Source organism: Streptomyces griseus subsp. griseus (assembly GCF_000720255.1).
Classification (GTDB): Bacteria; Actinomycetota; Actinomycetes; order Streptomycetales; family Streptomycetaceae; genus Streptomyces; species Streptomyces griseus_I.
In genome coordinates, this window is sequence record NZ_JOJE01000013.1 from 282,013 (window position 1) to 302,275 (window position 20,263).

At 70.0% G+C, this 20,263-nt stretch carries 14 protein-coding genes, 3 tRNA genes and 2 pseudogenes; 8 read left to right on the forward strand and 11 right to left on the reverse strand.

The window, feature by feature from the left end:
* Positions 1-162: 162 nt before the first annotated feature.
* The 3 genes from IG99_RS19955 to dnaG all read left to right on the forward strand — a co-directional run bounded on the left by IG99_RS19955 (position 163) and on the right by dnaG (position 4,762).
* Positions 163-1,416: a deoxyguanosinetriphosphate triphosphohydrolase gene (locus tag IG99_RS19955; protein ID WP_037675830.1), complete on the forward strand. Its 1,254-nt coding sequence runs from the start codon at positions 163-165 to the stop codon at positions 1,414-1,416.
* A 135-nt stretch (positions 1,417-1,551) separates the two neighbouring features.
* A complete protein-coding gene (locus IG99_RS19960) occupies positions 1,552-2,817 on the forward strand; it encodes an NAD(P)/FAD-dependent oxidoreductase (protein ID WP_037675832.1) in 1,266 nt (421 codons plus the stop codon).
* Between the two features lie 43 nt (positions 2,818-2,860).
* Positions 2,861-4,762 (forward strand): DNA primase, encoded by a 1,902-nt coding sequence (gene dnaG / locus IG99_RS19965; protein ID WP_037675834.1) that lies wholly within the window; start codon positions 2,861-2,863, stop codon positions 4,760-4,762.
* Here the strand turns inward: dnaG and IG99_RS19970 are convergent.
* On the reverse strand, positions 4,733-5,749 hold the full coding sequence (locus IG99_RS19970) for a nucleotidyl transferase AbiEii/AbiGii toxin family protein (protein ID WP_037675836.1): 1,017 nt from the start codon (positions 5,747-5,749) through the stop codon (positions 4,733-4,735). The two genes, dnaG and IG99_RS19970, sit on opposite strands and share 30 nt — an antisense overlap.
* Positions 5,746-6,378 carry a hypothetical protein gene (locus IG99_RS19975; protein ID WP_051865647.1) on the reverse strand — a complete coding sequence of 211 codons (633 nt, stop codon included), beginning with the start codon at positions 6,376-6,378 and terminating at the stop codon, positions 5,746-5,748. Before IG99_RS19975 ends, IG99_RS19970 begins: the two co-directional genes overlap by 4 nt.
* A gap of 221 nt (positions 6,379-6,599) precedes the next feature.
* On the opposite strand from IG99_RS19975, the gene IG99_RS19980 reads away from it, so the two are divergent.
* Complete coding sequence (locus IG99_RS19980) at positions 6,600-7,793, forward strand: RNA polymerase sigma factor (RefSeq protein ID WP_037675838.1); 1,194 nt, start codon at positions 6,600-6,602, stop codon at positions 7,791-7,793.
* 47 nt (positions 7,794-7,840) lie between these two features.
* Here the strand turns inward: IG99_RS19980 and IG99_RS19985 are convergent, their stop codons facing one another.
* From IG99_RS19985 to IG99_RS20000, 4 genes are all read right to left on the reverse strand, one after another.
* Complete coding sequence (locus tag IG99_RS19985) at positions 7,841-9,769, reverse strand: ABC transporter ATP-binding protein (protein WP_037675840.1); 1,929 nt, start codon at positions 9,767-9,769, stop codon at positions 7,841-7,843.
* Positions 9,769-11,502, reverse strand: coding sequence for an ABC transporter ATP-binding protein (locus tag IG99_RS19990; protein WP_037675842.1), 1,734 nt, complete (start codon positions 11,500-11,502; stop codon positions 9,769-9,771). The genes IG99_RS19985 and IG99_RS19990 overlap by 1 nt, the downstream gene beginning before the upstream one ends.
* 106 nt (positions 11,503-11,608) lie before the next feature.
* Positions 11,609-13,063, reverse strand: a complete 1,455-nt coding sequence (locus IG99_RS19995; RefSeq protein ID WP_078947795.1) for an FGGY family carbohydrate kinase — start codon at positions 13,061-13,063, stop codon at positions 11,609-11,611.
* 51 nt (positions 13,064-13,114) lie between these two features.
* Complete coding sequence (locus IG99_RS20000) at positions 13,115-13,420, reverse strand: hypothetical protein (RefSeq protein ID WP_037675950.1); 306 nt, start codon at positions 13,418-13,420, stop codon at positions 13,115-13,117.
* Positions 13,421-13,578: 158 nt separating this feature from the next.
* Between IG99_RS20000 and IG99_RS20005 the strand changes: the two genes are divergently transcribed.
* The 3 genes from IG99_RS20005 to IG99_RS20015 all read left to right on the forward strand — a co-directional run bounded on the left by IG99_RS20005 (position 13,579) and on the right by IG99_RS20015 (position 13,992).
* Positions 13,579-13,651, forward strand: a tRNA-Asn gene (locus IG99_RS20005).
* 5 nt (positions 13,652-13,656) lie between these two features.
* Positions 13,657-13,729, forward strand: a tRNA-Asn gene (locus IG99_RS20010).
* Positions 13,730-13,918: 189 nt separating this feature from the next.
* Positions 13,919-13,992, forward strand: a tRNA-Ile gene (locus IG99_RS20015).
* Positions 13,993-14,263: 271 nt separating this feature from the next.
* Here IG99_RS20015 and IG99_RS50360 read toward each other — a convergent pair.
* The 5 genes and pseudogenes from IG99_RS50360 to IG99_RS50370 all read right to left on the reverse strand — a co-directional run.
* A pseudogene (locus IG99_RS50360) lies at positions 14,264-14,516 on the reverse strand (PfkB family carbohydrate kinase); the annotation flags it as partial.
* Between the two features lie 388 nt (positions 14,517-14,904).
* Positions 14,905-15,885: a transposase family protein gene (locus IG99_RS20020; RefSeq protein ID WP_051865596.1), complete on the reverse strand. Its 981-nt coding sequence runs from the start codon at positions 15,883-15,885 to the stop codon at positions 14,905-14,907.
* Between the two features lie 39 nt (positions 15,886-15,924).
* Positions 15,925-16,650 (reverse strand): alpha/beta fold hydrolase, encoded by a 726-nt coding sequence (locus IG99_RS20025; protein ID WP_037675846.1) that lies wholly within the window; start codon positions 16,648-16,650, stop codon positions 15,925-15,927.
* 147 nt (positions 16,651-16,797) lie between these two features.
* Complete coding sequence (locus IG99_RS50365; protein WP_051865599.1) at positions 16,798-17,958, reverse strand: glycoside hydrolase family 32 protein; 1,161 nt, start codon at positions 17,956-17,958, stop codon at positions 16,798-16,800.
* 580 nt (positions 17,959-18,538) lie between these two features.
* A pseudogene (locus IG99_RS50370) lies at positions 18,539-19,159 on the reverse strand (glycoside hydrolase family 32 protein); the annotation flags it as partial.
* A 146-nt stretch (positions 19,160-19,305) separates the two neighbouring features.
* On the opposite strand from IG99_RS50370, the gene IG99_RS20035 reads away from it, so the two are divergent.
* Positions 19,306-20,004, forward strand: coding sequence for an ABC transporter permease (locus IG99_RS20035; protein ID WP_234311894.1), 699 nt, complete (start codon positions 19,306-19,308; stop codon positions 20,002-20,004).
* The last annotated feature ends 259 nt before the right edge of the window (positions 20,005-20,263 follow it).

Here is a 20,263-nt window from a genome sequence, read left to right on the forward strand (position 1 = left end):
AACGTGGGGCGCCCAGTCGCTTTTCAGGGGCGCGGGGCTGTATCGACATGCGGCTCCGCAGCGTGGGCGCGACCAGCCCCACACCACCCGCACGCGCCGCACCTGAGAACCCGCCACCCCAGTAGGCACCCATTTGTCACCACCGCCGCCTACTGTCGACACATGCCCTATGACCTGCCGTCAACAGAACGTTGGGCCCCAGAACCCGACAAACGCCCCGGCCGCACCGCCTTCCAACGCGACCGGGCCCGCATCCTGCACTCCTCCGCCCTGAGGAGACTCGCCGGAAAGACCCAGGTCGTCACACCGGGCGAACACAGCCCGGCCTGGGACGCCACTCCCCGCACCCGCCTCACGCACTCCCTGGAATGCGCCCAGGTCGGCCGCGAGCTGGGCGCGGCCCTCGGCTGCGACCCCGACCTCGTCGAAGCCGCCTGCCTCTCCCACGACCTCGGCCACCCCCCGTTCGGCCACAACGGCGAACAGGCCCTCAACGAATTCGCCGAGGACTGCGGCGGCTTCGAGGGCAACGCCCAGTCCCTCAGGCTCCTCACCCGCATCGAACCCAAACGGTTCACGGAAGAGGGTTCCGTCGGCCTGAACCTCACCCGCGCCACCCTCGACGCCGCCACCAAGTACCCCTGGCCCCGAGGCGCGCATCCCACCGACCGCAAGTCCCCGAAGTTCGGTGTGTACGAAGACGACAGACCCGTCTTCGACTGGATCCGCAAGGACGCTCCCGGCACCCGCACCACCTTCGAGGCCCAGGTCATGGACTGGTCCGACGACGTCGCCTACTCGGTGCACGACGTCGAGGACGGCCTGCACGCGGGCCACATCGACCCCCGTTGCCTGCATGCCGAACCGGAACGCCTGCAGGTCTTCGCGGTGGCCCTCGGCCGGTACGTACCCGAGGACACGGACCCGGCCGAACTGTCCGCCGCCCTGGACCGGCTCCAGCAGGAACCGTGGTGGCCGCACGGCTACGACGGTTCGGCCGTGGCCCAGGCCCGCCTGAAGGACGCCACCAGCCAGCTCATCGGCCGCTTCTGCCTCGCCGCCGAGGGCGCCACCCGAGCGGCGTACGGCAACGGCCGCCTCACCCGCTACGGCGCCGAACTCGTCGTACCGCACGAGACCCGCCTGGAGTGCGCGGTCCTCAAGGCGGTCGCCGACCTGTATGTCATGCAGCGCGCCGAGCAGGCCCGGCTCCGCGCCGACCAGCGGATCGTCGTCACCGAGCTCGCCGAGCTGCTCACCGCCCGCGCCCCCGAGGGGCTGGACCCCCAGTTCCGCGCCCTGTTCGACGCGGCCCCCGACGACCGTGCCCGCAAGCGCGCGATCGTCGACCAGATCGCGTCGCTCACCGACGCCTCGGCCCGCTCGCTTCACGCGCGCCTTACGGGGAATGCATGAGTCTCATGGGGCGGAGGTGACGAAAAACGGGTGCCAAGGTGACCCTCCGTGGCCTGATCGGGCCACTCCCTCTTCCCCCATCACGCTCCGTGCGGGACGCTCGCATGTGGCGACACCCTCAAGAGGAGGCATCAAGTGGTCGACGCGGATCAGACATTCGTCATCGTCGGAGGAGGCCTGGCCGGCGCCAAGGCGGCCGAAACGCTCCGGGCGGAGGGCTTCACCGGCCGCGTGATACTGATCTGCGACGAACGCGACCACCCCTACGAGCGACCGCCGCTGTCCAAGGGCTATCTGCTCGGCAAGGAGGCCCGCGACAGCGTCTTCGTGCACGAGCCCGCCTGGTACGCGCGCAACGACATCGAGCTGCACCTCGGCCAGACGGTCGACGTCATCGACCGTACGGCCAAGACCGTCCGCTTCGGCGACGACGGCACCCTCGTCCACTACGACAAGCTGCTCCTCGCCACCGGCGCCGAGCCACGCCGGCTGGACGTCCCGGGCACGGACCTCGCGGGCGTCCACCATCTGCGCCGCCTCGCGCACGCCGAGCGCCTCAAAGGCGTCCTGGCCTCACTCGGACGTGACAACGGCCACATCGTGATCGCCGGCGGTGGCTGGATCGGCCTGGAGGTCGCGGCGGCGGCCCGTGGGTACGGCGCGGAGGTCACCGTCGTCGAGCACCACCCGACCCCGTTGTACGGCGTCCTCGGCCCGGAGCTCGGCAACGTCTTCGCCGAGTTGCACCGCGAGCGTGGTGTCCGCTTCCACTTCGGCGCCCGGCTGACGGAGATCGTCGGCCAGGACGGCATGGTGCTGGCGGCGCGCACGGACGACGGAGAGGAGCACCCGGCGCACGACGTCCTGGCGGCGATCGGCGCGGCTCCCCGTACGGCGCTGGCGGAGGCGGCGGGGCTGGAGATCGCCGACCGGGCGCACGGCGGCGGTGTCGTGGTGGACGCGCGGCTGCGCACGTCCGACCCCGACATCTACGCGGCCGGGGACGTCGCGTCCTTCCCGCACGGGCTGTTCGACACCCGGCTGCGGGTCGAACACTGGGCCAACGCGCTGAACGGCGGACCGGCGGCGGCGCGGGCGATGCTCGGGCAGGACGTCACCTACGACCGGGTGCCCTACTTCTTCACCGACCAGTACGACCTGGGGATGGAGTACAGCGGGTGGGCGCCGCCGGGGACGTACGACCAGGTGGTGATCCGGGGGGACGCGGGGAAGCGGGAGTTCATCGCGTTCTGGGTGAGCGAGGGGCGGGTGCTGGCCGGGATGAATGTGAACGTGTGGGATGTCACAGAGGGGATTCAGGCGTTGATCCGGTCGGGGGCGGCGGTGGACACGGAGGCTCTGGCGGATCCTCATGTGCCGTTGGAGAGCCTCGGCGCCTGACCGGTCGCCCGGGGATGTCAGCCGGCCCCCGTAGAATTCACGCGTGGCTGGACGGATCAATGATGAGGATGTGAAGGCGGTTCGGGACGCGGTTCCGATCGACGCCGTCGTGTCCGAGTACCTCCAGCTGCGCAACGCGGGCGGCGGCAACCTCAAGGGGCTGTGCCCGTTCCACGACGAGAAGTCGCCGTCCTTCCAGGTCAGCCCGAGCAAGGGGCTCTTCCACTGCTTCGGCTGCCAGGAGGGCGGCGACACCATCACGTTCGTGATGAAGGTCGACCACCTCTCCTTCTCGGAGGCGGTCGAACGCCTCGCCGCGCAGGCCGGCATCACCCTGCGGTACGAGGAGGGCGGGTACAACCCGTCCCACCAGCGCGGCGAACGCATCCGTCTGGTGGAGGCCCACAAGATCGCCGCCGAGTGGTACGCGGAACAGCTCGCCGCCGGCCCCGAGGCCGACACGGGCCGGGTCTTCCTCGCCGAACGCGGCTTCGACCAGGCCGCCGCCGTCCACTTCGGCGTCGGCTACAGCCCCCAGGGCTGGGACCACCTCACCCGCTATCTGCGCGGCAAGGGGTTCACCGACAAGGAGCTGCTGCTGTCCGGCCTCTCCCAGGAGGGGCGCCGGGGGCCCATCGACCGCTTCCGGGGCCGTCTGATGTGGCCCATCCGCGACATCGCCGGCGACGTGGTCGGCTTCGGCGCTCGCAAGCTGTACGAGGCGGACAACGGGCCCAAGTACCTCAACACGCCCGACACGGCGATCTACAAGAAGTCGCAGGTCCTGTACGGCATCGACCTCGCGAAGAAGGAGATCGCGAAGTCCAGTCGCGCGGTCGTCGTCGAGGGCTACACGGACGTCATGGCCTGCCATCTCGCCGGTGTGACCACCGCGATCGCGACCTGCGGCACCGCGTTCGGCGGCGAACACATCAAGATCCTCCGCCGTCTCCTCATGGACAACGGCTCCGCCCGTGTCATCTTCACCTTCGACGGCGACGCGGCCGGCCAGAAGGCGGCCCTGCGCGCCTTCGAGGACGACCAGAAGTTCGCCGCCGAGACCTACATCGCCATCGCCCCCGACGGCATGGACCCCTGCGACCTGCGCCTGATGAAGGGCGACGAGGCGGTTGCGGACCTGGTCGAACCGCGCACGCCCCTCTTCGAGTTCGCGCTGCGCCAGATGGTCGTCCGCTACGACCTCGACACCCCGGCCGGACGCGCCGCCGCCCTCGACGAGGCCGCACCCATCGTCGCCCGCATCAAGAACAGCGGCGCCCAGCACGAGGTCGCCGTGCAGCTCGCGGGCATGCTCGGCATCCTCGACACCCAGTTCGTCGTCAAGCGGGTCGCCCAGCTGGCCCGTTGGGCCCGCGAGCGCGGCGGCAAGGCCCCCACGCCGTCCGCCCGGGGCGCCCAGCACTACGACGCCGCTCCCCGGCCCGCGAACTCCGGCCCGGCCCTGCAACTGCGCAACCCCGTCTACGCCACCGAACGCGAGCTGCTCAAGCTCGCCCTCCAGCGCCCCGAACTGGTCTCCCCGGCCTTCGACGCGTACGGCGCCGACGAGTTCACCGCCGTCCCGTACGCCGCTGTACGCCAGGCGATCCTGGACGCCGGCGGCGCCGAGTACGGCCTTCAGGACCCGCAGGACTACCTCGTCCGGGTCCGCGAGGCCGCCCCCGACGACACCGTCCGCGCGATGGTGACGGAGCTGGCGGTCGAGGCGATCATGCGCAAGACGGTGGACGAGGTGTACGCCGGCGCACAGCTGGTCACCGTCCGCCGCCGCGCCGTCGAGCGCCGCATCCGCGACATCCAGTCCCAGCTCACCCGCCTGGCAGCCGGCGGTGACCCCGCCCAGCTGGCCGCCGTACAGAACGAGCTGTGGGTGCTGCAGCAGTACGACCAGGCGCTACGGGAGCACGGCGCCGCCGCCCTCTGACCGCCCCGCGAAGCTCGGCGTCACCGCCCGCACCAGCCGCTCCACGAACTCCTGCTCGGCGTCCGCGAACTGCGGGTACTCGGTGACGAAGTGATCCCACTCGACGAACCCGACCCCCTCCACCACGTCCTCCAGCAGGACGCTCTGGCGGTACGGGTACGGCCACTCGCCCGAGATCCGGAACACCTCGTGCAGCAGCGCGTGGGGGAGCGGGTGCCGCTCGGCCAGCAACACGGCGTCGTACAGGTCCTTGCCCTGTCCGTGCATGTCGTTGATCAGCCACATCAGCTTCCATGCCAGCGACAGTTCGGGTGTCGCCCCGTGCACGACCGCGCCGCCCGCCACCTCCACCGGGACGGGCTCGGCCGGAAGCGGCTCGTTGAAGACGAAGTCGAGCTGGACATGGCCGCCCGGCAGCCCCGGCGCGTCCCACGGCAGGACCATCCGCCGCCCCGGCACCCGCTCGTACGTCCAGATGTCCTCGGCCACCGCGCCGGCCGCCGAGATCCGGATGCCCTGCCCGCGCGCGTCGGCGAGCGCCTGGGCCGCCTCGGCGATCCCCGCCAGCATCCGTTCCGTCTGCGGCTCGTCGATGTTCCAGTCCTGCGGTACGACGACGAAGTCCAGGTCGCCGGGCTCGCGCGCGGCCTCCCCGAACCACGCCGACATCAGCACGCTGCCCCGCAGGACCAGCGACTCCACCCACTCCGATCCCGCGACCGCTGCCAGCACCAGGTCCAGGGCCCGGCGCCGGGCCGCCCGCCAGGCGTCACCGCGGGTGGGATCGGCGAAGGCGGGGTCGGTGGCCCGGTAGGCGTTCCGACGGTGCTTCAGGGCCGGGTCGAACACGGGGCGCTGCACGACGTCGTCGCCCGGCACCGGACGCAGCGTGCGCGGCAGATCGGCCGCCGCACGCGTGGCGTCGTCCAGTGGCTCCCTGGGAATCTCCGTGCCCATCCAGCGGTGTCCCCGCCACTGCCCGGTCATGTTCCCGCCCCCACCGTCTTCTCGTCGAGCCATCCGTCGTCCACCGACACGTCACTGTCGTGGAGCACGAACTCCCGCTCCACGCCCAGCACCTCGAAGCCGTCCAGCTCCGCCAGCAACCGCTCCAGCACCCGGCCCGCGCCCTCGGCGTCCACCCCTCGGCAGCGCTGCGTCACGAACCGCTCGTGCCGTCCGCCGTCCCGCACCCGCCGCGCGTTCCACGACAGATGCGCGCCGTGCGGTACGACCCGTGCCGCCAGGCCGGCCAGATCGGTGCCGGCGGGGAGCAGCAGCTTCACGTGGTGCTCGAAGTACCGTTCGTCGTATTCGTCCGTGCACGGCCGGAGTGGGACCTCCGGGGCCCACGGCGCCGACTCGATCTTCACCCGCAGCGGCTCGAAGCCGTCCGCCCGCAGCCGCGCCGCCACCTCACCGGCCTGCGCGAACTCCTCGGCGTACGACGGTGAACCGGGCAGGGTGAGCATCGGCTGATCCCGCGTCTTCCCCCGGGCCAGCACGATGTGCGTCAGCTTGAGACCGGCCCCGGCAGCCCAACGGCCCAACCGCTCGGACTCGTCGGGGCCGTCGCAGCGGACGGTCACATGGGTTTCGTACAAAGATCCGGACACCCGGGGATCGTGCCAGATCAGGGGCGGGACGGGCACCTCGGTTTCCGCCCGGATCACCAAGTGGTCACGGGCTGGGCGCAAAAAGTCACCGCACGCCCCTCGTGGCGGCGATGTGTCGTACTCCACACTGGGTTCCGGTGCCTGAGTCCTCGCCGCCGACTCCGCCCCCGAAGTGCCGCTGCCGCTACCCCCTCGCAGCGATCATCCTGGAGGTCGCCCCCGTGCAGACCCAGACGCTCACACAGACCGACATCAGTACGGACGGCATGGATCCGGACGCCGAGACCGACGTCCTCCCCGCGGTGCCCCCACAGAGCCGTCTCTCGCACCACCCCGAGACGGAGCCGGAGCCCGAGCCCGGGACGGAGGCGGAGGTCCCGGCCGAGCCGGCCGAGCCGTCGGCGGAGGCGCTGGAGGCCGTGGAGGCCGTGCCCGCCGAGGCGTCCGCCGAGGCCGAAGAGGCCCCCGAGCCCGTCGAGGCGCGGCCCGCCCGTGCCGACGGCGCCCCGTCCTCCGACCTGTTCCGCCAGTACCTGCGGGAGATCGGCCGCATCCCGCTGCTCACGGCGGCCGAGGAGGTCGACCTCGCCCGCCGTGTCGAGGCCGGGCTGTTCGCCGAGGAGAAACTGCTGCGCACGCCCGACCTGGACACCCGGCTCGCGCTGGACCTCGACCGGCTGGTCGTCCTGGGCCGCGTCGCCAAGCGCCGCCTCATCGAGGCGAACCTGCGCCTCGTCGTGTCGGTCGCCAAGCGGTACGTCGGCCGCGGCCTGACCATGCTCGACCTCGTCCAGGAAGGCAACCTCGGCCTCATCCGGGCCGTCGAGAAGTTCGACTACGCCCGCGGCTACAAGTTCTCCACGTACGCCACCTGGTGGATCCGCCAGGCCATGTCCCGCGCGCTCGCCGACCAGGCCCGCACCATCCGCGTCCCGGTCCACGTCGTCGAGCTCATCAACCGGGTCGTCCGCGTCCAGCGCCGCATGCTGCAGGAGCGGGGCTACGAGCCGACGCCGGAAGAGGTCGCCGCCCACCTCGAACTCCCGCCCGAGCGCGTCAGCGAGGTGCTGCGGCTGGCCCAGGAACCGGTGTCGTTGCACGCGCCGGTGGGGGAGGAGGACGACGTCGCCCTGGGCGACCTCATCGAGGACGGCGACGCGGCGAGCCCGGTGGAGTCGGCCGCCTTCCTGCTCCTGCGCGAGCACCTGGAAGCGGTGCTCTCCACCCTCGGCGAACGCGAACGCAAGGTGGTCCAACTCCGCTACGGACTCGCGGACGGCCGCCCACGCACCCTGGAGGAGATCGGGCGCATCTTCGGCGTGACCCGCGAACGCATCCGCCAGATCGAGTCCAAGACCCTGAACAAGCTCAGGGACCACGCCTTCGCGGACCAGCTGAGGGGCTACCTGGACTGAACGCGGGGTGCCGCCGCGGCAGCGGCACCCCGACGCCGGGCAACCGCTCAGTCCACCTCGGCCACGGCCTGGGCGAACTGCGCCTTGTACAGCCGCGCGTACGCCCCGTCGGCCGCCAGCAGCTCGGCGTGCGCGCCCTGCTCCACGATCGACCCGTTCTCCATCACCAGGATCGTGTCCGCGTCCCGGATCGTCGACAGCCGGTGCGCGATCACGAACGACGTCCGCCCGTGCGCGAGCTTCGCCATCGCCTTCTGGATCAACACCTCGGTGCGGGTGTCGACCGACGACGTCGCCTCGTCCAGCACCAGGATCACCGGGTCGGACAGGAACGCCCGAGCGATCGTGATCAGCTGCTTCTCACCCGCGCTGACCCCGCTGCCCTCGTCGTCGATCACCGTGTCGTACCCGTCGGGCAGCGTACGGATGAACCGGTCCGCGTGGGCCGCCCGGGCTGCCTCCTCGATTTCCCCGCGACTGACGTCCCGCGAGGCCCCGTACGCGATGTTCTCGGCGATCGTGCCCCCGAACAGCCAGGTGTCCTGGAGCACCATGCCGATCCCGGCACGCAGTTCGTCCCGCGACATCCGCGCGATGTCGACGCCGTCGAGGGTGATCCGCCCGCCGGTGACGTCGTAGAACCGCATGAGCAGGTTCACGAGCGTCGTCTTGCCGGCACCGGTCGGTCCCACGATGGCCACCGTGTGCCCCGGCTCCACAGTGAGCGAGAGATCCTCGATGAGCGGCTTCTCGGGGTCGTACCGGAACGACACGTGCTCCAGCGCGACCCGCCCGCGCAGTTCCTCCGGCCGGACTCCCGGCACCGGATCGGCCGCCTGCTCCTCCGCGTCGAGGAGTTCGAAGATCCGCTCGGCCGACGCCACACCCGACTGCACCAGGTTCGCCATCGACGCGACCTGCGTCAGCGGCATCGAGAACTGCCGCGAGTACTGGATGAACGCCTGCACGTCACCGATCGACAGCGAACCGGACGCCACCCGCAGACCGCCGACCACGGCGACCAGCACGTAGTTGAGGTTCGACACGAACATCATCAGCGGCTGCATGACCCCGCTGTTGAACTGCGCCTTGAACCCGGCCTCGTACAACGCCTCGTTCTGCTCGGCGAACTGCTGCGCCGACTCGTCCTGGCGCCCGAAGACCTTCACCAGCGTGTGCCCGGTGTACATCTCCTCGACGTGCGCGTTCAGCTTGCCGGTGGAGCGCCACTGCTGCACGAAGTGCGGCTGCGACCGCTTGCCCACCCGCGTGGCGACGACCGCCGACAGCGGCACGGTGACGAGGGCGACCAGGGCCAGGATCCACGACACCCAGAACATCATCGCCAGCACACCGATGATGGTCAGCACCGAGTTGATCAGCTGGCCCATCGACTGCTGGAGCGTCTGCCCGATGTTGTCGATGTCATTGGTCGCGCGCGAGAGCACCTCACCGCGCTGCCGCTTGTCGAAGTACGACAGCGGCAGCCGCGACATCTTCGTCTGCACGTCCTCGCGCATCCGGTACATCGTGCGGTTGACCGCCCGGTTCACCAGCCGGGTCGCCACCGCCATCAGCAGCCCGGCCACCGCGAACACCCCGACCGCGATCAGCAGGACGTGCCCGACGGCACCGAAGTCGATGCCCTTGCCGGGGGTGAAGTCCGTGCCCTGGAGCATGTCGGCGACCCCGCCGTCACCGCGCTCCCGCATGGAGTCGAGGACCTGCTCCTTGGTCGCCCCGGCCGGCATCTCCCGCCCGATGATGCCGGAGAAGACGAGGTCGGTCGCGTTGCCGAGGATCTTCGGCCCTACGACGTTCAGGCCCACGCTGACCACCACGCACAGCAGCAGCGCGTAGATGGTGAGCCGCTCCGGCTTGAACCGGGCGACGAGCCGCCTGCCCGACACCTTGAAGTCCAGCGAACGGCTGTCGGGGCCGCCCCCGGCCATCATCCGCCCCATCGGCCCCGCCATCAGGCAGCCTCCGCTTCCGTCAGCTGGGAGAGCACGATCTCCCGGTATGTCTCGTTGTCCGCCATCAGCTCCCGGTGGGTGCCGGTGCCGACGACCCGGCCCTCGTCCAGGACCACGATCCGGTCGGCGTCCCGGATGGTCGCCACCCGCTGGGCGACGATCACGACGGTCGCCTCGGCGGTCTCCCGGCCGAGCGCCGCCCGCAGGGCCGCGTCGGTGGCGTAGTCGAGCGCGGAGAAGGAGTCGTCGAAGAGGTAGATCTCGGGCCGCTGCACGAGGGTGCGGGCGATCGCGAGGCGCTGGCGCTGACCACCGGAGACATTCGTCCCGCCCTGTGCGATCGGCGCGTTCAGCCCGCCCTCGAGACGCTCGACGAAGTCCTTGGCCTGGGCCACCTTCAGCGCGTGCCACAGTTCCTCGTCCGTGGCGTCCGGGTTGCCGTAGCGCAGGTTGGTCGCCACCGTCCCCGCGAACAGGTACGGCCGCTGCGGCACCAGGCCGACCGTCCTGGCCAGCAGCTTCGGGTCGACCTCGGAGACCTCGACGCCGTCGACGAGCACCTCGCCGTCGGTCGCGTCGAACAGCCGCGGGACCAGCCCCAGCAGGGTCGACTTGCCGCTGCCGGTCGAGCCGATCACGGCGGTCGTCTCGCCGGGCCGCGCCACCAGGTCGATGGCCTTCAGCACCGGCTCCTCGGCCCCCGGGTAGCGGAAGCCGGCGGCCCGGATCTCCAGGTGGCCGTGCCGGCGCAGCTCCGTGACCGGGCTGACCGGCGGCACCACGCTGGACGAGGTGTCCAGGACCTCGTGGACGCGCTCGGCGCACACCTCCGCGCGCGGCACCATCATGAACATGAAGGTGGCCATCATCACAGACATGACGATCTGCATGAGGTAGGCGAGGAACGCCGTCAGATCGCCGATCTGCATCCCGCCGCTGTCGATGCGGTGTGCGCCGAACCACACCACCGCGATGGACGACAGGTTCACCACGGTCATGACGATCGGGAACATCAGCGCGAGCAGATTGCCGCTGCCCAGAGCCATCTCGGTCAGGTCCGCGTTGGCCTTGCGGAAGCGCTGCTCCTCGTACTCGTCGCGGACGAAGGCACGGATGACGCGGTTGCCCGTGATCTGCTCGCGCAGCACCCGGTTCACCGTGTCGAGGCGCACCTGCATCGCCCGGAACAGGGGCCGCAGCCGCCGCACGATCAGCGTCACGCTGATGCCCAGCACCGGCACGACCGCGACCAGCACACCGGACAGCGGCACGTCCAGGCCGAGCGCCAGCACGATGCCGCCCACGCACATGATCGGCGCCGACACCATCAGAGTGAATGTCATCAGAGCCAGCATCTGCACCTGCTGGACGTCGTTCGTCGTCCGGGTGATCAGCGAGGGCGCGCCGAACTGGCCGACCTCACGCGCCGAGAACGACTGCACCCGGTCGAAGACGGCCGCCCTGATGTCCCGGCCGAGCGCCGAAGCGGTCCGCGCGCCGTAATACACGGCGCCGATGTTGCACACGACCTGCGCCAGCGAGATGCCGATCATCAGGCCGCCGTAGCTGAGGATGTAGCCGGTGTCACCGTTGACGACACCGCTGTCGATGATGTCCGCGTTCAGCGTGGGCAGGTAGAGGGTGGCGCAGGTCTGCAGGAACTGCAGCAGTACCAGCAGGGCGATGGGTTTTCGGTAGGGACTGAGGTAGGTCCTCAGAAGTCGTATCAGCACGCTGCGTCTCTCGGAGTCGGCGGTGGGGCGATTGGTTGCCCCTGGCCCCTATCGTCGGACACTCCACCCGTGTTACCTCAACCGATTAAGCCGAGAGCGGTGACGGTTACGCCCGGAACGCCCCCGGGTGGGTCTGCTCGCGTACCGACACGAACTGCTGCCGTACGGCCTGCCCCACCGCCAGCTCCTCGCCGGGCTCCAGGACCTGCGCGGCCGCGCCCTGCCAGGGCGGCGGGTTGCGCGGGTCGAGGGTGCCCTGGGAGACGCCGAGCGCCCAGGCGGCCTGCCGGGCGGCGCCGATGGCCGCGTAGTCCGCGGGCTGCGGCACCACGACCTGCGCGCCGAACAGCATGGGCGCCGCCGCCTGCACCGCGGGCAGCTCGGCGGCCGCCCCGAGCAGGAAGATCCGCCGCACCTCCACGCCCCGGCCGCGCAGCACGTCGAGTGCGTCCGCGAGCCCGCACAGCATGCCCTCGAACGCGGCTCTGGCCAGGTGCTCGGGCCGCATCGACTCCCGCCGCAGCCCCGCCAGGGTGCCGGCGGTGTGCGGCAGGTTCGGCGTGCGCTCACCCTCCAGATAGGGCAGCAGCACCAGCCCGTGCGACCCCGGCGTCGACTTCATCGCCAGGTCGGACAGGCTCTCCAGATCGGACACGCCGAGCAGCTCGGCGGTGCCGCGCAGGGTCCGTACGGCGTTCAACGTGGTGACGACCGGCAGGTGCATGCCGGTGGCGTCGGCCAGAGCGGTGATCATGCCGGTGTTGTCGACGAGGGCCTCGGGGTGGACGGCCATCACCGACCCGGAGGCGCCCAGGGACACCACCGCGTCACCCAGCCCGATGCCGAGCCCGAAAGCGGCGGCCATGGTCTCGCCGGTCCCGGCGGAGATCAGCAGCCCCTCGGGCGTCGTACCGGCCGCCTCGGACGGCCCGATCACCTCGGGCAGCATGGCCTGGTGCCCGAGGGCCAGCTCGACCAGGTCGGGCCGGTAGCCGCCGGTCGCCGCCGACCAGTAGCCGGTCCCGGAGGCACCACCGCGATCGGTGGTCCTGCGCACCGGCCGGCCGAGCAACTGCCACACCAGCCAGTCGTGGGCCTGCATGAGGATCGCCGAGCGCAGGGCGGCGTCCGGCTCGTTCTTCGCCAGCCACCGCAGCTTCGTCACCGGCTGCGCGGCCTGCGGCACGCATCCCACGGCCTGCGCCCAGGCCTCACGCCCGCCGAGCGCGTCGACCAGGTCCGCGGCCGCGACCTGCGCCCGCCTGTCACCGCCGACCAGGGCGGGCCGCACGGTGTTGCCCTGCGAGTCCAGCGGCACGACCGCGTTCTGCTGCGCGGACACGCCGATGGCCTGCACGCCCTCGAGCAGCCCGCCGCCGGCCGCCTCCCCGAGGGAGAGCAGCCAGGCCTGCGGATCGACATCGGAGGGACGGCCCGCACCCTCGGCACCCTCCAGCGGATGCGGCGCGTAGCCCTGCCTGAGCACGGCCCCCGTGTCCGCGTCGCAGACGACGATACGAGTGAAATCGGGCGAACTGTCCAACCCGGCGACTATCCCCATGGCGAAAATTCTGCCGCACTTCGGGGGGTGAGCGTGTCGGCTCGTCGGCCGCTAGGTGTTGCTCGTGCCCCAGTCGTCCGCGCCGCCGTCGTGCGCGCTGCGTTCCCGCAGCGAACGCACCCGGCCCGCGACCGACTCCGGGACCTTGTCGCCGACCTTGTCGCTCACCGCGTGGTACGCCTTGCCCGCGAACTGGCGGCTCTGCTGGGCCGCCGACTCGGCGGTGTTGCGGACCGCGGGGTTCTCGGCGACCCGGCGTGCGGACTTCTTCAACTGTTCGTAGCGCTCGCGTCCGGCCCGTGTGCCCAGCACGTAGCCCAGGACGATTCCGGCGACGAATGTGAGCCGGTAGCGCATGACGGCCACCCTCTCCCTTGTGTAGATATCTGGTGCGGCGTCGGCGCCGGGGGAGCCGATTGGCAAAGCACCCCCCTGCTTGCGCTAATGTATGTGTCGCAGCGAGCGCCCGCCCCCTGGCAGATACCCAGGTGGGTACGTTCGATGCAACGAGGCATTCCTCCGTAGCTCAATTGGCAGAGCAGCCGGCTGTTAACCGGCAGGTTACTGGTTCGAGTCCAGTCGGGGGAGCTCGGTCCTCCGTAGCTCAATTGGCAGAGCAGCCGGCTGTTAACCGGCAGGTTACTGGTTCGAGTCCAGTCGGGGGAGCATGCTGAACGAGGACCCCTTGGGGGTCCTTTTTCATGTCCGACCTCATGTCCTGGGAACCGCGCCGACGTGCGACGCAGTCCTCAAGGTCATGAAGGCCGCACGAAGCCGACCATCCGAAGCAGGAGATCGTATGAGCGGCTATGCTGCGGCAGACGGCGCGCACGCATGTACGCGACACGCCGCTATGGGGCGGTAGCTCAGCCGGTTAGAGCAGCGGACTCATAATCCGTCGGCCGTGGGTTCGAGTCCCACCCGCCCCACCTGTGCAGGGCTGTGACCTGCGGAAACGTCTCTTCGGGCGTGCAGATTCAGGACTTTGGGACAACGGACTGAATCCGCTGCTCGTGAGTTCAACACTGATGTGGTGACGAGTAGTTGGGCGCTTCGTTGACCTGCGGTTATGAATTGTGCGGTGGCCCTTGTGGGCTGGAGCGGGCGGTCTGATCGGCGGGCGAGAGCGATGGTTGGGACGCTGATGGGACGCAGGGAAGCGGAAGCGGCTACCTCCGGCTGATACGGCCCAGCTCTGCGATCAAGGAGCCCGAGGCCGACAAGCCGACCTCCGAGCAAGCCCACGGGCGCCAAAACGTGGAGCAGCCTGGCGGCGAAGGAGTCGCCCCCGTCGACCGTGCCGACGACCTTCGTGGTCACTGCGGGCACGCGCATCCGTTCTCCGTCGAGTGAGGCCAGGGTGCCGTCGGCGCCGAGGGTGATCACCGCGAGCCGTACCGCCGGCTGTGTGCCAGGTGCTGCACGCCTGCTCGGGCGGGATGCCCGGCAAGAGACACCAAGGCCGACCTCGACGTCAAGATCGTCCGCGACTTCTGCTCCATCGACACGAAGATCCTCGGCGACGGCGCGTTCCACGTCGTACTCACCGGCGGCTCGTGAGAACACTCGTGAGGAAGACGGTCTGGCGGGGTGGATCGCGAGCCAGAGTGGTCCGGTACTCGCGCAGGCACAGGGGCGCGGCCAGCCGTACGGCAGGAGGAAGCTCAGCTCGCCCCGGGAGCGTGCGAGTCGTTCGCCGGGGCGGGGCTGGTGTGCTCCATGGATCAGTCGATGTTGTCCTGGCGGTGGAGGACTCCCTTGATCATCCTCCGGAGGGCTTACGGCTTTGTCGGCAGTTGATGTTGAGGCGTGCTGGCCCGGGGGTTCGGCTGGTAGGTGATTCAGCAGGCCATCGGGCTGACGGGCACGAGTTCGGTGCTCGGCTTGTGCCGGGTGGGCCGCTGGGCGGCGCGGTCCGAGATCAGGCTGGCGACGGCCCGGTGGGTGGCTGCGTAGTGTTCGCGGCGTCCGAGGAAGCGTTGCAGCGGACGCCATTGCTTGTGCTCGGCGTTGGCGTGTTCGACGCAGGTCCGGCGTGAGGACTGGCGGCGGCGCCACTCGCGCCAGGCGTACTGCTCGCCGAGCGGTGGGTCGTTGTCCTTCGGTTTCCTCGGCGGCGCGCTGATCTGTTCGGGAAACTCGTTGGCCAGGCCCCGGTAGCCCTCGTCGACCTCGGCCTTCACGGCCGGATGGAGGCGGAACTGTTCGGCGATTCCCTCGGTGCGCATGGCCGTCTGGTCGTGCATTCTTCCGGGCCGGTCGGCGCCGGACCACAGGGTGCGGCCCTGGTGGTCGCTGATCGTGGTGGTCTTGATGGTGTTCTGCTTCTTCTTGCCGGAGACGAACGCACAGCGGCCGGGGTGGTGGGCCTTCGGGCGCCGGACCTGGGTCTCGGTGCCATCGATCCGCAGCTTCACGCCCTCAGCGTCGGCATAGGCGAACACATCCGCGAGAGTGCACAGCCGCAGGCCGGGCCGGTCGGGGACGGCGAAGCCCCGGTCGGCGAGCAGAGGACGGATCTCTCCGATGGCCTCGGTGACGGTGGGACGGCCCACCGAGTACAGCTCGGCGAGCGCGGCATGCGGGAGCTGTGTGCGCAGATGGACCAGCGTGACCAGGATCCGGTCGGTGAAGACCAGCTCGTGCTTGCGCCCGGCCCCGGCGGCACGGCGCCGCGCGCCGCCCCGACGCTCACGCAGTGCGGACTCCCGACGGGCCCGCCAGGCAGGAGCCAACTCCTCGATCAAACCGCCGAGATGTGCACGGGAGATGCCGGTGAAGACAGGATGGGACGAGGCCGCACGGGCCCACTTCGTACTCACACCCGAAGAACCCGTGCGGCTGTCTCACGTCACGGCCTGTCACTGTGCGTCCTTGGTCGGCGGGCCTGGGCGGCGTTCCTGCTCCGTCAGCAGGAACGCTGAAATCGCTTCCAAGAACGCCTCCGGCGCCGCGCGGTGGATCAGGTGGCCAACCGGGATGGTGACCGTGTGCGCGCCGGGGATACGCCGGGCCAGCTCGGCGATACCGTCCTGGGGCACATGGCTGCGTGGGCCGCCGGCCACCACCAGGGTCTCGGCGGTGATTTCGCTGAGTCGCTCCAGCCACCTGGGGTCAGGCATGTCGATTTGGCGCCTGATGGCCAGCACCATCTCCCAGTCGAAGGTCAGGTCCCCGTCCGGCCTGGTCGGGGTGGTCTGCTCCCGGGGGCGCGGGATCGGAACGTCCTCCAGGACGAGCCGGCTCACCCGCTGCGGATGGTCCTCCGCGAGCATGTAGGCCACGATCCCGCCCATGGAGTGCCCAATCAGTTCCACTTGACCAAGCCCCAGCGTGTTGAGGAACCGAAGCACGTCGGCCAGCATGAGTTCGAGCGAGTAATCCCCCGGCCAGTCGCTTCGGCCATGACCGCGAAGATCGAGGGCGTACACCCGTCGGCTGCGGGCGAGGACGGGCACCACCGTCTCCCAGTCGGTGGCATCCTCGCCCAGCGCGTGCAACAGGACGAGCGGCGGAACATCCGACGGACCCGACACCTGATAGGCCAGCCGGACCCCTCCTACGTCGACCGAGCGTTGATCAACCATGTCCCGGACGATATGCGGAACAGTCCTGCCGGAGTTCCGACGTTCACCAACGGCCGAAAACACCAACCACGGTGAGACCTCGGGGGACTGAGCCGCACGGCCCGGCCTCCGGTCTTCAATAGCCGACCACGTCGTTACCCACTGCGGCTACTTCTTCCATGCGGAGTTCAGATTCCAGGCCCGCAGATTGCTGAGGGTCGCGGTGCCGTCCTCGGCGAAGACGTCGACACCGGTGCTCGAGGGGTCGGGGAAGATCTGGTCGGTGAGGACGACCTGGCCACCGTGCCCGTTGTCGGCGTAGACCTCGACGGAAGACTCGTCGACGAGCACGCGCAGATGCAGCCGCCCGTCCTTGAGCGCGAGGGGGGCCCGATGGACCCCGGGGAAGCTGGGGTCGAAGTCGACCTTGCCGGAGGCGGTGCGGTCCAGGTAGACCTCGCCGGTGGCGGTGCCGTAGCCGATGCGGGTGCGCTCCTTGCCGCCGGTGCGGACGTCCAGGCCGAAGCGGGCGGCGGTGCCCGCGGTGAGGTCGGCCTGGAGTTCCAGGGTGCCGCCGGAGACGGAGAGCGCGGTGACGGCGTTGTCCATGGTGGTGGCGCCGAGGGCCGTTTCCTTACCCCGCAGGGTGCTCAGTTCGCCGACGGGCTGCTGGACCAGCCGGACCCGGCCGTCGACCGTCTTCAGGGCGAGCTGGCGTGGGAAGGTGTCGGCGCTGCGCCACGGGGAGGTGGGGATCGCCTGTGCGTAGTTCCAGTTGTTCATCCAGGCGAGCATGACGCGGCGGCCGCCGGGGGCGTCGTTGAAGGTGCCGGCGGCGTAAAAGTCCGCGCCGTAGTCGATCCAGTGGGCGCGCTGCAGGCTGTTGCGGGCGGGGTCGTCGGCGAGGGTGAAGTCGTCGGCGAGGATGTGGCCCCAGCCGCCCTTGTTGTGGTCGACGACCTGGATCTGTGCCTTCTTGCCGATCAGGTCGCGCAGGTCCCAGGAGTTCCAGTCCAGCGTCTCGCTGCTGGAGCCGGTCGCGGTGCGCACCACCTTGCCGTCGACGAGGAGGTTGACGGCGGTCTGGTTGTCGAGGGGAGCCGCGGGCTGGTCGGAGAAGACGATGTTGCCGACGGCGATGTGGCCCCAGCCGCCGCTGTTGTCGTCGACGACCTGGATCTGCGCCTCCTTGCCGAGGTAGGCGCTGGTGTCCCAGGAGTTCCAGATGAGGTCGGGGCTGTTGGCGCCGGTCGCGGTGGCCACGACCTTGCCGTCCACGATGAGGTTGACGGCGGTCGGGGCCGGCTGGTCGTTCGGGTGGCGGCCCATGGCGACCTGGAGGTCGATGTACTTGCTGGTGATGGTGAAGGTGGGCGAGGTGATGGTGCCGGTGCCGGGGTCGCCGTCGGGGTTGTAGGTGTCGAGGACCTTGTAGCCGAGCTGGCCGGGGAGGCTTTCGGTGGTGGGTCCGGAGTTCGCGAACGAGCCCGTCGCGGTCCAGCCGTCGCCGTAGGTGTCCCCGGAGAAGTCGGCGAAGACCTGCCCGGGCGGTGCCGATCCGTCGCCGGCGCCCTCGATGTAGGGGTGGTTGCCGCCGCCGACAAGGAAGTTCAGATACCGCTTGCTGACGATGAAGTCGGGTGAGGTGAGGGCGCCGGTGGTGCCGTCGCCGCCGTTGTAGCTGTTGACCAGGCCGGTTCCCTGGTAGCCGGTGACGGTCTGCTGGTCGGGCAGGGTGCCGGTGGCGGGGGCGGAGCCGAAGGCGGTGCCGGTGGTGGTCCAGTCGCCGTAGGAGGGATTCGAAATCGTTCAGGGTGGTGCCGCTCGGTGCGGTGTAGCCGGACGGGTCGTCGGAGGTGAAGTGCTTGCCGTCGAAGTCGCCGGTGAAGTACTGGGTGCCGGTGCCGCCGGCGATGGACTGCGTGCCGACGACCAGCACCCACTTGGTCTTCTTGGGGTTGCCGTCGACCGGAAGCGGGAACAGGTCGGGGCACTCCCACACGCCGCCGGTGGCGCCCGCGGGGCCGAAGTCGCTCTGGTGGGTCCACTTCTTGAGGTCGGGCGAGGAGTAGAAGGAGACCTTGCGCTGGTCCGCGAGGGCGACGGCCATCAGCCAGCTCTTGGTGGGGGCGTACCAGAAGACCTTGGGATCGCGGAAGTTCGTCGAGTCGATGTCCAGGACCGGGTTGCCGGAGTACTTGGTCCAGGTGGTGCCGCCGTCGGTGCTGAAGGCGAGGGCCTGTTCCTGCTTGCCGGTCGCCTTCTGCTGGCTGGTGTAGACGGCGACGAGCGGCGGGTTGGACTTGGTGCCGAAGCCGGTGCTGTTGTTCTTGTCGAGTACGACGCTGCCGGAAAAGACCATCTCGTCGTCGTCCTGGGGGATGGCCAGCGGGAGTTGCTTCCAGTGCACCAGGTCGGTGCTGACCGCGTGACCCCACGACATGTTGCCCCAGGTGTCGCCCGACGGGTTGTACTGGAAGAACAGGTGATATTGACCCTTGTACCAGATCAGGCCGTTGGGGTCGTTCATCCAGTTCTCCGCCGGGGTGAAGTGGAACTGGGGCCGGTACTGCTCGTGGTAGAGCCCGGTGTCGGCCGCGGCCGTCCTACGTCAAGAGCGTCTTCACCGGCGACCTCGGCATCTCCATCAGCCGCTTCCCGACCCCGGTCTCCGACGTGATCGGCTCGCAGATCGGCTGGACCCTGCTCCTCGGTGGGGTCGCGCTGGTCATCGCCGCCGTCCTCGGCAACCTGCTCGGCATCGTCGCCGCCTGGCGGCGCGGCGGCGTCCTCGACTCCGCCTTCCCGCCCCTGCTGATCTTCGTCGGCTCGTTCCCGTACTTCTGGCTGGCCATGGGCGCGCTGTACCTGTTCGGGGTGAGCCTGGGCTGGTTCCCCATGCGGCACGCTTACGACGTCGGTCTGACCCCCGGCTTCAACGGCGAGTTCCTCTCGAACGTCGTCACCCACCTGGTGCTGCCCGCGCTGACCATCGTGCTGGTCTCCATCGGCGGCTGGATGCTCGGCATGCGCAACACCATGATCGCAACGGCGGCCGAGGACTACATCACGATGGCCGAGGCGAAGGGGCTCAGCCCCTCGCGGATCATGTTCCGCTACGCCGCCCGCAACGCGCTGCTGCCGTCCGTCACCAACTTCGGCATGGCGCTCGGCTTCGTCGTCGGCGGTGCCCTGCTCACCGAGGTCGTGTTCGCCTACCCCGGTATCGGCTACCAGCTGCTGATGGCCGTCCAGGGCCTGGACTACCCGTTGATGCAGGGCATCTTCCTGACGATCACGGCGGCGGTGCTGCTCGCGAACTTTCTCGTCGACCTCGTCTACGTCCGTCTCGACCCGCGCGTCCGCGTCCGCTGAGGAGGTTGCCGACATGACCGCCATCGAGATCGCGACGGCCACCACGCCGACCGCCACCACGCCCACGTCCCGCCGGCGCGGACTGCTGCGCCAGCTCATCGACAGCAAGAAGGCGCTTGCCGGGCTGATCCTGCGGGACCAGGGTCCTTCGGGCACCAGGTCTGCGGGGTATCCCGGGGGCATTACGAGGGATTTCGCTCCGGTGCGCGTCAGCGCGCGGGCCACGGCGGCCACGGCGTCGGACGCCGGAACACGGACG

Coding starts and splice junctions, on each gene's coding strand:
- IG99_RS19995 (WP_078947795.1), bottom strand. CDS start 13,063: ATGGGGATAGTCGCCGGGTTGGACAGTTCGCCCGATTTCACTCGTATC.
- IG99_RS19955 (WP_037675830.1), top strand. CDS start 163: ATGCCCTATGACCTGCCGTCAACAGAACGTTGGGCCCCAGAACCCGAC.
- IG99_RS20000 (WP_037675950.1), bottom strand. CDS start 13,420: ATGCGCTACCGGCTCACATTCGTCGCCGGAATCGTCCTGGGCTACGTG.
- IG99_RS19985 (WP_037675840.1), bottom strand. CDS start 9,769: ATGGCGGGGCCGATGGGGCGGATGATGGCCGGGGGCGGCCCCGACAGC.
- IG99_RS50365 (WP_051865599.1), bottom strand. CDS start 17,958: ATGGGCCGCCACCCGAACGACCAGCCGGCCCCGACCGCCGTCAACCTC.
- IG99_RS19970 (WP_037675836.1), bottom strand. CDS start 5,749: ATGACCGGGCAGTGGCGGGGACACCGCTGGATGGGCACGGAGATTCCC.
- IG99_RS20025 (WP_037675846.1), bottom strand. CDS start 16,650: ATGGTTGATCAACGCTCGGTCGACGTAGGAGGGGTCCGGCTGGCCTAT.